The organism is Nocardia cyriacigeorgica NBRC 100375 (genome assembly GCF_000308555.1).
In the GTDB taxonomy this organism is placed as follows: Bacteria; Actinomycetota; Actinomycetes; order Mycobacteriales; family Mycobacteriaceae; genus Nocardia; species Nocardia cyriacigeorgica.
The window spans coordinates 1-12,646 of sequence record NZ_BAFY01000248.1; the positions used below are offsets into that span (position 1 = coordinate 1).

Annotated in this window: 8 protein-coding genes and 1 pseudogene; 4 read left to right on the forward strand and 5 right to left on the reverse strand. The window is 70.1% G+C overall.

What is annotated here, in order from left to right; all coding sequences use genetic code 11:
* Window positions 1–45 precede the first annotated feature (45 nt).
* Both RJ05_RS24875 and RJ05_RS32520 read left to right on the forward strand, forming a co-directional pair.
* A pseudogene (locus tag RJ05_RS24875) lies at window positions 46–630 on the forward strand (polysaccharide biosynthesis protein); the annotation flags it as partial.
* A complete protein-coding gene (locus tag RJ05_RS32520) occupies window positions 627–2,996 on the forward strand; it encodes an MmpA family trehalose lipid delivery protein (protein WP_249040586.1) in 2,370 nt (789 codons plus the stop codon). The pseudogene RJ05_RS24875 and the gene RJ05_RS32520, both read left to right, overlap by 4 nt.
* Window positions 2,997–3,039: 43 nt before the next feature.
* Here RJ05_RS32520 and RJ05_RS24890 read toward each other — a convergent pair whose 3' ends face one another.
* Window positions 3,040–4,203, reverse strand: coding sequence for a glycosyltransferase family 4 protein (locus RJ05_RS24890; RefSeq protein WP_036541314.1), 1,164 nt, complete (start codon window positions 4,201–4,203; stop codon window positions 3,040–3,042).
* 202 nt (window positions 4,204–4,405) lie between these two features.
* On the opposite strand from RJ05_RS24890, the gene RJ05_RS24895 reads away from it, so the two are divergent.
* Complete coding sequence (locus RJ05_RS24895) at window positions 4,406–5,209, forward strand: class I SAM-dependent methyltransferase (protein WP_051016889.1); 804 nt, start codon at window positions 4,406–4,408, stop codon at window positions 5,207–5,209.
* Between the two features lie 36 nt (window positions 5,210–5,245).
* Here RJ05_RS24895 and RJ05_RS24900 read toward each other — a convergent pair whose 3' ends face one another.
* Window positions 5,246–5,539, reverse strand: coding sequence for a hypothetical protein (locus RJ05_RS24900; RefSeq protein ID WP_036541316.1), 294 nt, complete (start codon window positions 5,537–5,539; stop codon window positions 5,246–5,248).
* 210 nt (window positions 5,540–5,749) lie between these two features.
* Here RJ05_RS24900 and RJ05_RS24905 point away from each other — a divergent pair, with 210 nt between their 5' ends.
* Window positions 5,750–7,195 (forward strand): aldehyde dehydrogenase, encoded by a 1,446-nt coding sequence (locus RJ05_RS24905; RefSeq protein WP_036541318.1) that lies wholly within the window; start codon window positions 5,750–5,752, stop codon window positions 7,193–7,195.
* Between the two features lie 658 nt (window positions 7,196–7,853).
* Here RJ05_RS24905 and RJ05_RS24915 read toward each other — a convergent pair.
* The 3 genes from RJ05_RS24915 to RJ05_RS24925 all read right to left on the reverse strand — a co-directional run bounded on the left by RJ05_RS24915 (window position 7,854) and on the right by RJ05_RS24925 (window position 12,603).
* Window positions 7,854–9,686, reverse strand: coding sequence for a phosphoenolpyruvate carboxykinase (GTP) (locus RJ05_RS24915; RefSeq protein WP_036541322.1), 1,833 nt, complete (start codon window positions 9,684–9,686; stop codon window positions 7,854–7,856).
* A 234-nt stretch (window positions 9,687–9,920) separates the two neighbouring features.
* Window positions 9,921–11,477 carry a hypothetical protein gene (locus RJ05_RS24920; protein ID WP_036541325.1) on the reverse strand — a complete coding sequence of 519 codons (1,557 nt, stop codon included), beginning with the start codon at window positions 11,475–11,477 and terminating at the stop codon, window positions 9,921–9,923.
* A complete protein-coding gene (locus RJ05_RS24925) occupies window positions 11,464–12,603 on the reverse strand; it encodes a hypothetical protein (RefSeq protein ID WP_051016890.1) in 1,140 nt (379 codons plus the stop codon). Before RJ05_RS24925 ends, RJ05_RS24920 begins: the two co-directional genes overlap by 14 nt.
* Window positions 12,604–12,646: the final 43 nt, after the last annotated feature.

Consider the following 12,646-nt stretch of genomic DNA (forward strand, 5'->3'; position numbering starts at 1 on the left):
ACGCCCCGGTTCCCAACGCCGGGTTCGCGGGGGTGATCGCGGTCGGTGCGGGCCGCGCAGGTGCAGGCGGCGCTGATGGCATTGTCGTCGGCGGATCTGATCGTGGTGCGCATCGTGCTGAACGAAGACGACGCCAGCCGGTACGCGCTGGCCACCATGGCCACCAAGATCGCGTTCTGGCTGCCGGCCGCCGTCGGCATGGTGCTGTATCCACGGATGGCCCAGCCCGGGCATTCGGCGAGCGCGATCCGCTCGGCGTTGGCGGTGCTGTCCGGCATCGGCATCCTCGCCGTGCTGGGCGCGGCGGTGGCGGCACCGCTGGCGCCATTGTTCGCCGGCGAGGACTACGCGCCGATCCAAGGGCTGCTGTGGCTGTTCGCCCTGCACGGCGCCGTTCTCGCGGTGCTGCAAGGTGCGCTGCTGTCGGCCATCGCCGTCGACCGCACGGCCCTGGCCGGGCTCACCTGGCTCGGCCTCGCCATCGAGGTCGCCCTCATGCTCGCCTTCGCCCGCACCATCCCCGCCCTCATCGTCACCGCCGCGGGCGTTGCGGGCACCACCACCGCCATCGTCGCGGTCCTGGTGCTCTACACGGCCGCGCGCCAACCGGCCGAGGGTACGCGGTCGTGAGTGCGCGTGCGCGCGGCGGTCGGTCGGAGGCAGTCGTCGCGGCGGTGTACAGCGCACTGTTGACGCTGATCGTCGCGGGCCCACTACTCGGCCCCGGCTATCTGCTGCTCCGGGACGCGGTGAGTACGCCGCGCTCCTATCTCACCGATTCCGCGCTCGGCCTCGGTGACGCCGCTCCCCGTGCCGTCCCGCAGGATGCGCTGCTGGCGGCGCTGTCGACGGTGGTGGACGGCGGGCTGATCGTGAAGGCGATCCTGCTGGCCGCACTGTGGGCCGCCGGTTACGGTGCGGCGGTTCTGTCGCGCGTGCTGCTGGGAGCACCCCTGGCGGCGCAGCTGGTGGCGGTGACGGTGGCGGTCTGGAATCCCTTTGTCGCCGAACGTCTCCTACAAGGCCACTGGAGCCTGCTCACCGGGTACGCGGCCCTGCCGTGGACCGCGCTCGCGGCGCACCGTCTCCGGCAGCGAAACGGTGGACAGCGCAACACTGGGCGCGGATGCCGGGATTGGGCGGTGCTGGCCGGATGCTTCGCCGCCGCGGGTCTGACCCCGACCGGCGCCCTGCTGGCGGGCCTTGTCGGCCTGACCGTCGCCGGGCGCCGCAACCTCCCCGGCGTACTGGCCCTGTTGATCGCCGCCTGCGCCCCCTGGCTGGTCGCCACCATCGCCTCCGGTGCGGGCACCGAAACCTCCGACCCCGCGGGCATCGCCGCCTTCGCCGCCCGCGCCGAACCCGGCCTCGGTACCCTCGGCAGCCTCGCCGGTCTCGGCGGCATCTGGAACGCCGACGCCGTCCCGTGGTCACGCACCATGCCCCTCGCGTTCATCGGGACGGCGATCCTGCTGGTCCTGGTCGCCCTCGGCGTCCGGACCGTGGCCGGCGGGTTCGTGCGCCGACGCACCGCCACCGACAGCGCGCCCACGGCCGATAGCGCTCCGCCCTCCGCCGTCGGCGCTCGGCCGCAAGCCACCCCCGCGCCCGACGAGACCGACGTCGACGGAACCGGCTCCTGCCCCCAAGCCACCCTCGTGCCCGACGCCGGCGCCACCGACCTCCGCCCGGCAACCTCGGACAGCGATCAGCCGCCCTCCGATCGGCCCACGCCTGCCCTCGACCTCGCCGCTGCCCGCACCGGCCGCCGGCTCCTCGGATTGGCAGTCGCGGCCGTGTTGCTGCCGGCTCTCGGTGCCACCGCCTGGGGCATGGACGCTCTCGAATGGCTTGTCGTCGAAGTCCCCGGCGCGGGCCTGCTGCGCGACACCCAGAAGTACGTCGCCCTCGCGATGCCCGCCTACGCCCTGTCCGCCGCCGCGGGATGCGTGGCCCTCGCGACCCGATTCGGCGCGCGGGCCGCCATCGCAGAGCCGGATATCGAACCCGATCGTGCCGCTGCGAAGCCGGGCAGCCCACCCCTCGCAGCCGGATCCCGTTCCGGTGCATCTACCCCCGCGCCAGCCGAGATCGGCCGGGGCTCGGCAGCAGACACGGCAGACACGACAGACACGGCAGAGTATGCGGAGCACGACGGAACTCCAGCGGCCCATGAGATCACCGAAGCCCCTCAGGCCAACGGCACTGTGGGCAGTCCCGATACAGCACACAGCACCCTCGACCGCGCCGATCCGGCTGGACACCGGCCCCACCAGGATTCCCGCGGCATTCCTGATGACGTTGACGCCCCGAACGCGCCGGACACGCAGAGCCGCGCCGAGTCCGCACCGGTCACCATCCGCCGGCGCCCCACGGCCGGCCCCGCGCTCACCGCGATCGCGGCCCTGTTCATCGCGGCGCTGATCCTCCCGCTCATCGACCTGGCCTGGGGCGTCGGCGGGGAGATGCGGGCGGTGCGGTACCCGGCGGCGTGGCAGGAGGCGGCCGCGCGGGTGGACGGACCCGGTGACGTGGCGGTGTTGCCGGGCGGCATGTTCCGGAAGTTCCCGTACAGCGGTAGCGCGCCGGTGCTCGATCCGGCACCGCGGATGCTGCCCAACGATGTGTTGCAGACCGGCGAGCTGCCGGTGCGTGGACAGACGGTGTCGGGCGAGGGCGCACGCGCACGCCGGGTGGAACAGCTGTTGCTGGACGGTGGTTCGCCCGAAGAGCTCGCGGCACTCGGCGTGGGCTGGGTGCTGGTCGAGCACCGCACTCCCGGGCCGAGGGGCCAGTCGGAAGCGACGCTCGCGCAATTGGAGCCGGTGCTGAGCGCTCCGGATCTGTCGCTGTATCGCGTCGGCGGCGTGATCACCGAGGAGTCGAGCACGGACCGCACTCTGGTGATCGGCGCCCACGTGCTCTGGGCCGCATTGCTGCTGGCCCCGCTGCTCGCGTTCGTGCCGGCTCCGCGTCGATTCGACCGAAATCGCTGACGAGCGGCCGGCACACCAACCGCACGCCGCGCAAGCCCCTAACTCACACCGGCGGAATCAGCCCGGAAACCCTGCGCCCGTCCGCCGCCGCGGCGAGCACCTGATAGACCCCGGAAGCCGTACTCTCCCAGGAGAATTCCCGCGCCCGCGAACGCGCCTTCTCCCCCATGATGGTGCGGGCGGCGGCGTCGGTGAGCAGTCCGGCGACCGATTCGGCCAGCTGGTCGACATCGTCGACGAGCACGCCGGTCACCCCGTCGACGATGGAATCGGTGAGCCCGCGCGAGGATCGGTAGCCGACGGTCGGCACGCCGTGCTGGGCGGCCTCGATCACCGCGAGGCCCCAGCCTTCCTTGCGCGAGGGCATCACGTGCACCCAGCACCTCGCGAGCAGTTCGTGTTTGCGGCGTTCGTCGACGTGCCCGTGGAAGGTGACGGCGTCGGCGATACCCAGCTGCGCCGCGACCGATTTCAGGTTGTCGGCCCACCAACCGTCACCGATGACGTCGAGCTGCACGCCGGGGATCCGGCCGCGCAGTCGCGCGACGGCGGCGAGCGCGTCCTCGATCTGCTTGTGCGGCACCAGCCGTGACAGCACCACCACTCTCGGCTCGGCGGTACGGGTTTCGGCGGCGCCGGTGGGGGCGTCGACTGGAACAGGTTCAGCGCCGTTGCGTACCACCGCGATGCGCGATCCGTCGACGCCCAGAGTTGTCAATTCCTCTGCCGACGGCAGCGAAACCGTCAGGTATTGATTATCGCGATGCACCCGTGGCGACAGCCGCGATTCGATCCACCAGCCGATCCGGCCGACCAGCCGGCCCGCGACCGGCCACTGCTCGCGATGCCCGTGATGCACCAGCACCACCGACGGCGCCTTGCTCGCGGCGCGGGCGAAGAAGGGGATGCCGTTCTGGGTGTCGATCACCGCGTCGGGCCGGATGCCGCGCAGCGGTCCGAGGCCGAGGCGCGCGAGAGCGATGGCGGCGAGCGCGCGCGGGTACACCGAGTAACGGCCGCCGGCCCGGCTGATGTCGATGCCGTCGACGGTTTCCCTGCGGGCCGCGCCGGGGTAGCGGGCGGTGCGCAGGGTGACCTTGACGCCGCGGGCGGCGAGGTGGGCGCCGACCTGCTCGAGGTAGCGTTCGCTGCCGCCACCCTGCGGATGCCCCGTGTCGCGCCAGCAGAGCAGTAGGACTTCGCGCACGGTCGAGCTTCTCCGGTCGTCGGGTCCCCGTCGGGAACGTCGGATATCGTCGTACACCCTAGTGGACGGCTTGCGGACGTGGTCCGAACCCGGTCCCGACCGGCTGCCGACCCAGCCGCGACCGGGCGACGCGGCCGATTGTGCGAGACTCGGCGCCGTGCTCAGAGCCGATAGAACGACTCGGTGGTCCCCGCAGGCCCGGATGCGTCCGGGGCGCCCGGCCGCGCCCACGACCGTGCGGGGCGACCGGCGCCGCCCACGTTTCGCCGAGCGCGCCACCCTGCGCCGGTCGATCCGGTTGCTGAGCAGTTTCCGCTTCGAGCAGACCGCGCCCGCGGTGTTCTACGGCGGCCTCGCCACCGACAGCGCCGCCATGATCAGCGACTTCTACGCCGACGTGACCGGTAGGGAGCTGGCGGGCGCGACCATCATCGATGTGGGCGGCGGGCCCGGCTATTTCGCCGACGAGTTCGCCCGTACCGGCGCCAGGTACATCCCGGTGGAGCCGGATCCTTCCGAGCTGCATGCGGCCGGGCTGACGGTGCCTGGCGCGGTGCGCGGTTCCGGGATGGCGCTGCCGTTCCGCGACGGCGCGGTCGATATCTGTTTTTCCTCGAATGTCGCCGAGCATGTGCCGGATCCGTGGCTGATGGCCGACGAGATGGTGCGGGTGACCAGGCCGGGCGGTGTGATCGTGCTGTCCTACACGGTGTGGCACGGCCCGTTCGGCGGGCACGAGACCGGTCCGTGGCACTACCTGGGCGGCGAGTACGCCGCCCGCCGTTATGTGCGCAAGCACGGCCGCGAGCCGAAGAACAGGTTCGGCCGGTCGATGTTCGCGGTGCGCGCCGCCGACGGTTTGCGGTGGGCGCAGCGGACGCCCGCGCGGGTGTTCGCCGTGTTCCCGCGCTATCACCCGCGGTGGGCCTGGTGGCTGGTTCGCATTCCCTGGTTGCGCGAGTTACTGGTCAGCAACCTGGTGGTCGTCGCGGTCAAACCGGACTGAACGCCGCCTTCGGACAGCGGAACCGACGATCGCTTATCAGCGCGCCCACAGCGCCGGGCGCCAACCCCTGGTGACGTGCCGCGCTTCCTGCCAGGGCGATTCCTGCATGGCGAGGCCGACGGTCTCCAGCGTGGTCAACCCGACCAGATCGGCCAGCGTGCCGACCACGGCGACCGCCTCCGCGGCCTGCATGGCGGCGGTTGCCTGCTCCATGGTCAAGGTGCGGCCGGGTAGGAACGACACTACCCAGCCGCCGCTGCCAACGCTCTTAGCTTGATGCTCGGTCTGGTCGCTGGTCATCAACGACCGGCCGATCACTTGCACCGCCATGAATCGGACTCCCCAATTGCGGTATCGGTTCGATGGGTCGAGCGAGCTGATCAGTAGCTACAGCATCCACTGTCCAGCAACAGAACGCAATAGTGCGTTCTGACGAAAAGCGAACCGACAGGTCGGAATTCGCGCATTTTCAACGGCGGGCGCTGCGCAGAACTAGAACCTGTTCTAGGTTAACGACGAGTAGCACTGTAACGTGTTCTCATGGATTACGACAGCCTGTTCATCGGCGGCCGCTGGACCGCGCCCGCCACCACCGAGCGCATCCAGGTCATCTCGCCGGCCACCGAGGAGCCGGTCGGCAGCGTCCCCGCCGTCGACCGGGCCGACGTCGACGCCGCCGTCGCCGCGGCCCGCACCGCCTTCGATTCGGGCCCGTGGCCGTCGACGCCGCCGGAGGAACGGGCCCAGGTGCTCAGCCGCGCCGCCCGCCTGATCGAGGAACGCGGCGCCGACCTGGCCGCCACCCTGACCGCGGAAATGGGCGCCCCGCTGATGGCGGCGACCACACTCAACCAGATCCCGGCCGTGGCCGCGCTCGACTACTACGCGGGCCTGGCGAAATCGTTCCCGTGGCAGGAGACGCGCACCGGCGTGTTCGGCACCACCAGGGTCTCGCGGGAACCGCGCGGAGTGGTCGCGGCCATCACCGCCTGGAATGTGCCGCTGTTCCTGGCCGTCAACAAGCTGGGTCCGGCACTGCTGGCCGGATGCACCGTTGTGCTCAAGCCCTCCCCGCTGACGCCGCTGACCACCAACAAGGTGGCCGAGATCTTCACCGAGGCCGGCCTGCCCGAAGGTGTGCTCTCGGTGCTCCCGGCCGAGGCCGAGGCCTCGGAATACCTGGTGTCGCATCCGGGCGTGGACAAGCTGACCTTCACCGGCAGCACCGCCGTCGGCCGCAAGATCGGCGCCATCGCCACCGGACAACTGAAGACGGTCTCGTTGGAACTCGGCGGCAAATCGGCGGCAATCCTGTTGCCGGACATGGACATTGCCGCGAGCATTCCGTCGCTGGCGTTCTCCGGCCTGATGAACACCGGCCAGGGCTGTGTCGCGCAGACCCGAATCCTTGCTCCGCGCAGCCATTATGACGAAATCCTCGAGGCGCTGGTCGCGCATGTGCGCACGATGACCGTCGGCGATCCGACCGATCCGGCCACTCAGCTCGGCCCGCTGATCTCGCGGCAGCAGCGCGAACGCGTCGAGGGCTATATCGCCAAAGGCACGGCCGAGGGAGCGCGACTGGTGCTCGGCGGCGGCAGGCCCGAAGGCCTCGACAATGGCTGGTTCGTGGAGCCGACCATCTTCGCCGATGTGGACAACAGCTCGACGATCGCGCGGGAAGAGATTTTCGGGCCGGTACTTTCGGTGATTCCGTACGGCACCGAAGACGAGGCCGTCGCCTTGGCCAACGACTCCGATTACGGTCTGGCCGGCTCGGTGTGGACCAGCGATGTGGAGCACGGTGCGGAGATCGCGGCGCGCGTGCGCACCGGCACGTACGCGATCAACTGGTACGCCTTCGATCCCACCGCACCGTTCGGCGGTTACAAGAACTCCGGTCTGGGCCGGGAGAACGGCCCGGAGGGCGTCGACGCGTACTGCGAGCAGAAGTCGGTGCTGATGCCGCTCGGCTGGACCGGCTAGCAGCGCGTCAGAGCCGGCCACGGCCGGAAACGAACCGATACGGATCAGCCTCCGGGGTACGGGCGGATGCCCATCACTCCGGAGGCTGAATCACGCGCAGGATCGATTGCGGATCATCCGCGGACGCGGGCGGGTCGACAACTTCGACGCACCACCCGGGCGGCAGGACCGATTGCAGCCGCCGAGCCGCCCGCTGCAACGGCGTACTCGCGTGCGGCACTGCCGCGGTCGGTAGTTCGGCTACCGGAGTTCCGGTGTACCCATCGGCCATGCTCCACACCCTCTCGCGCGGCGATCGCGTCGTCGGCGGCGGTTCTCCCGCGCCACGAGCGGATCGGGGAAGCAGTTCAGTCGATCAGTGGACCAGTATCGAACTGTGCTGTCGTGAGACGGAAGAACACGCAAAGCATAAGCCACACAACAGGCTCAACTCGGCACAACGGACAGGTACCCGTGGCGCGTCGCGCCAAACGGGACTGTATACCGGTCATGCAATCGGCCGGTCACACCCCAATTTTCGAGCGAAGCGAGACCGAGCAGCAAAGTTCGCGGCCCGTCTCGCGTCTCCGCTGCCGCTGCGCAAGCCGAAGGCAAGCAGCGGTAGCGGAGACGCGAGACACCAAGGGGCCGCGAACCGCGACGCCGGAGGCGGCGCCAATCAACTCAGGCGCTGCTTCAGGGCCTCGAACTCGTCGCGCACCCCGGACGGCAGCTTGTCGCCGACGAATTCGAACCACTCTTCGATGAGCGGGATCTCCTTCTTCCATTCCTCGGCGTCGACCTTCAGCGCCTCGTCGACGTCGGCGGGGTCGACGTCGAGACCCTCGAGGTCCATCTGGGCGGCGGTGGGGACGTTGCCGATCGCGGTGGCCTCGGCCTCGGCCTTGCCCTCGATCCGGTCGACGATCCACTCCAGCACGCGGGAGTTCTCGCCGAACCCGGGCCACAGGAAGCGGCCGTCGTCGCCACGACGGAACCAGTTGACGTAGAAGATCTTCGGCAGCTTGGCCGCGTCGGCGTTCTTGCCGACGTTGATCCAGTGGTTCAGGTAGTCACCGACGTGGTAGCCCATGAACGGCAGCATCGCCATCGGGTCGCGGCGCACGGTGCCGACCTTGCCCTCGGCGGCGGCGGTCTGCTCCGAGGACAGCGTGGCGCCCATGAAAACGCCGTGCTGCCAGTCGAAGGACTCGGTCACCAGCGGGACGGTGGTCTTGCGGCGACCGCCGAACAGGATCGCCGAGATCGGCACACCCTGCGGGTCGTCCCATTCGGGGGCCAGGATCGGGCACTGCGACATCGGGGTGCAGTAGCGCGAGTTCGGGTGGGCGGCGAGGGTTTCGGTCTCGCGCAGGTACCAGTCGTTGCCCTTCCAGTCGATCAGGTGATCGGGCTCGCCCTCCAGGCCTTCCCACCACACGTCGTTGTCGTCGGTCAGCGCGACGTTGGTGTAGACGGTGTTGCCGGCGTCCATGGTGGCCATGGCGTTGGGGTTGGAGCTGTGGTTGGTGCCCGGCGCGACGCCGAAGAAACCGAACTCCGGGTTCACCGCGTAGAGGCGGCCGTCCTTGCCGAAACGCATCCAGGCGATGTCGTCGCCGAGGGTCTCCGCGCGCCAGCCGGGGATGGTCGGCTGGATCATCGCGAGGTTGGTCTTACCGCAGGCGCTCGGGAACGCGGCGGCGATGTAGTAGGCCTTGTTCTCCGGGGAGATCAGCTTGAGGATCAGCATGTGCTCGGCCAGCCAGCCCTCGTCGTGCGCCATGGCGGACGCGATGCGCAGCGAGTAGCACTTCTTGCCCAGCAGCGCGTTGCCGCCGTAGCCGGAGCCGTAGGACCAGATCTCGCGGTCCTCGGGGAAGTGGGTGATGTATTTGGTGTCGTTGCACGGCCAGGGCACGTCCTTCTCGCCCTCGGCCAGCGGCGCGCCGACGCTGTGCAGCGCCTTCACGAACGGGCGGTCGGTGCCCAGCTTCTCCAGCGCGGCGGCGCCCATCCGGGTCATCACGCGCATGGAGACGACCACGTACTCCGAGTCGGTGATCTCGACACCGAGCTTGGGGTCCTCGGCACCGAGCGGGCCCATGCAGAACGGCACCACGTACATGGTGCGGCCCTTCATCGAGCCGCGGTACAGCTCGGTCATGGTGGCGCGCATCTCGGTGGGGTCGACCCAGTTGTTGGTCGGGCCCGCGTCGGCCTCGGTCTTGGAACAGATGTAGGTGCGCGATTCGACGCGCGCGACGTCGGACGGGTCGGACAGGGCGAGGAAGGAGTTGGGCTTCTTCTTCTCGTCCAGCCGCTTGAACGTGCCCGCCTCGACCAGCTGGTTCGTCAGGCGGTCCCATTCGGCGTCGGAACCGTCGGCCCAGACCACCCGATCAGGCTGAGTCAGTTCGGCGACTTCCTGTACCCAGGTGAGCAGTTCGCTGTGTTCGGTCGGCGCTTTGCCGTCGGATCCACGAAGACCAGGAATGGTCGCTGAGGTCATGAAAACTCTCCTGAGATGGGCGGTTCTGCGGTGTTTCGATCCTGGCCCAATCGGCGCGTGACCAGCCCCGAACCACCGAGCGCCACCATTGGCTGGATGGCACCCGCTACGGCCCGTCGATCACGCCGGCCGGCTGGACAGCGCACAGGGCGAAGCGGACGCCCAGGTTCCTGTCTAGAGGTTAACGCGATATGACGAACCGTACGGAATCGGGTTCCTCATAGGTACCCCCGATCATTGCCGATCATTCGTCCCACGTCCGGCCGTCCGCGTCCAGTGATCGATGCTCTCGATATCGCGTTCACACGCGGCGAGCTGGCCGGGTTGTTCGGCGATATAGCGGCGCAGCCGGGCCTCCAGTTCGGCGGCCTTGCGGTCGACCTCCACCATCCGTTCGGTGCTCGCCCGCACCACCCGCTCCGACAACTGCCCCTCGGCCTCCACCATTGCCGTGCCGACCCGCTGCTCGAGCTGGGCTTTTACATTCACGAGGGCATCGGCGACCCACTGCCGGAGGTGATTGCGATCGGCGAGCTGAGCGCGCGCCCGCACCACCCAGGCGGCCGCGCCGGCGCCGAGCAGCAGCGTCACCGGGACGCTCGCCACGTCCAGTGCGGGGACGAGACTGAACGGCGAAACCAGCAGCCGGCCGAGCCCGACACCGGCCGACGCGCCGAGCGCGATCATGAGGTGATCTTCGACACCCCGCTGTCTCGGCTCGGGATCCGGGCCGACTCGAGGCGGCGGATCGCGGCGCACCGGGCCCGGGTCGGGGCCGCCGACGCGGGCGGCCAGTTCGGCCAGCCGGTGTTCGATATCGACGTCGACGGCACCCGCCAGTTCGGTCACCGCCTGTTGCAGCCGGTCCGGGTAGTCGCCGATACCGCGGCGGCCGAGGCGGTCGAGTTCGGCCCGCGCGGCCGTGTGCAGCGCCCGGACCCGCGCGCCGACCTCGGTCATCAGGTCCAGCCGGGCCAGATGCAGCTGACTGCGCAGATTGGACATGGCCGCCGCCCGGCCACCGTCACGGCCGGCGAGCAGGGTCGCGCGTTCCTCGCGCAGCCGCATCGCGGCGGTGCCGGCACGCAGCGAGGCGACCTGTTCGACGATGCGGGCCCTGGTATCGGTGAGCACCCGGGTGCGCACGGCCGCCAGCCGGTCCGCACCGTCGTCGGCGGCGCCGAGGGTGGCCGCGGTGAGCTCCGCGTGCAGGGCGGCGAGCCCGGAACGATCGAGCAGGGCGGTATCGCCTGAGGTTCGCGCGGCCACCGCGAGGCGGGCCGACACCGGGACGATATCGATATCGGTGATGCCCGCGCCCGCCAGCAGCGCCAGATCGCGCTCGCGCACCTCACGCCAATCCTGGTGAGCGTGGATGCCGTTCATGGCCAGCAGCACCCTGGTGCCGCCGGCGCGCAGCCCCCGCACCATGTCGAGCACACCGGCGCCGAGAGTGGTGCCCGCGTCGAGCAGGATCAGTGCCACTGCGGCGGGCGCGTCACCCGACGGTGAAGTGGTCTCGACAGCGGTGCGCGCGTCGGCGACGGGATCGGTGAGGTCGACGTGTGGTTCGAAGCGGGCGAGTTCGGTTCTGAGCAGTGTGGTGTTGGCGTCATCGGGGCCGATCAGCACCACCCCGGAGGCGTTGCCGCTACCGCCGACGGCGCGCAGCAACGCCATCCCCTGCGGATTCCATCGCTGCACCACCGCTTCCAGCGCCGCGGGTAGCGCGGCGACGCGCGCGGCGGAATCCGTGCGCGATGGGTGTTCCGGGGGATCAGAGACCGGCACTGCTCATTCGCTCCCATAGCCGGACGTAGCCGTTGTGCACCCGGACCGCGGCGCGCCTTGCGGCCGGCGGCATATCGCTGGAGACCAGCGAACGCCAGCGCGCGGCCCGGTCGAGGGCGTCATCGGCATCGGCGGGAGCCGGGGAGGGATAGCCGGCGGCCAGATGCGCGACCGAAGGATGGGCCAGGCCCGCGCACAGACCGGTCCACAGGGCGTCGTCGCCGTAGAGGTAGTCCTCGAGCACGTCACGGGCGCGGCCGCCGTCACCGGGGACGGCGCGCGCGGCCAGCCGGGTGAGTTCGTCGAGCAGTTCCCCGCCGCGCTGGGCCGAGACCTGCTCGTAGCGGCGGTGCAGCAGCTTGTGCAGCGGATCGACGGCGCTGGCGGCATGCAGGACCTGCAACAACGCCTGGCCGGTGATCTCCGGCTGGTGCCGGACCACGGTGAGCGCACAGTTCACCCCGTACAGATCCCAGCGTTGCAACAACTGGGTCCGCTCGGCGACGTCGGGGCCGGCGCTGGGCGCGGTGAACAGGTCGGGCGAGAGCGTGAAGGCCGGATCGGTGTTGCCGGCATGCCTGCGCAGCGTCGCCAGATCGGCCTCGGTGACCGCACCGGCCCTGGTCCGCACCGCCAGCGAGGCGACGACGGGCAGCACCTGACGACCGAGCTCGCGGCCGTATTGTTCGGCGGCGATGACGGCGTCGGCCCACCGGGCGCCGACCGCGTCGGCCTTGTTGAGCACGACGATCGTGCGGTCCGGCGGCAGCGAACCGATGATGCGCTGATCGGCCGGGCCGGGCGCGGCGGCGAGCACGTAGACGATGATGTCGCCGTCGAGCACCGGATCGGGCAGGCCGGGTTCGTCCACCGGGCCGGTCTCCACCGCCGACATCAGCGCCAGCGCATGCAGCACGGTGGTACGGCCGGTGTGCGCTCGGCCGGTGACCTGGATGCGCGGCGGCATCCGCCAGCGCTCTACCGCGAGGCCGGCGTGGTAGCCGATCTGCGGGTCGTTGCCCTGACCCTGACGCAAGACATCGAGCAGTTCGTCGAGCTGGTCGCGCTCACGCGTGTGCTCACGTGGGTCGAGCATGGTTCCATCCGGTCCGGCGGCTTTCGGCATCGGTGCGCACCCCCCTGTCGAGTTCTGCGGGCATTGTCTCAGA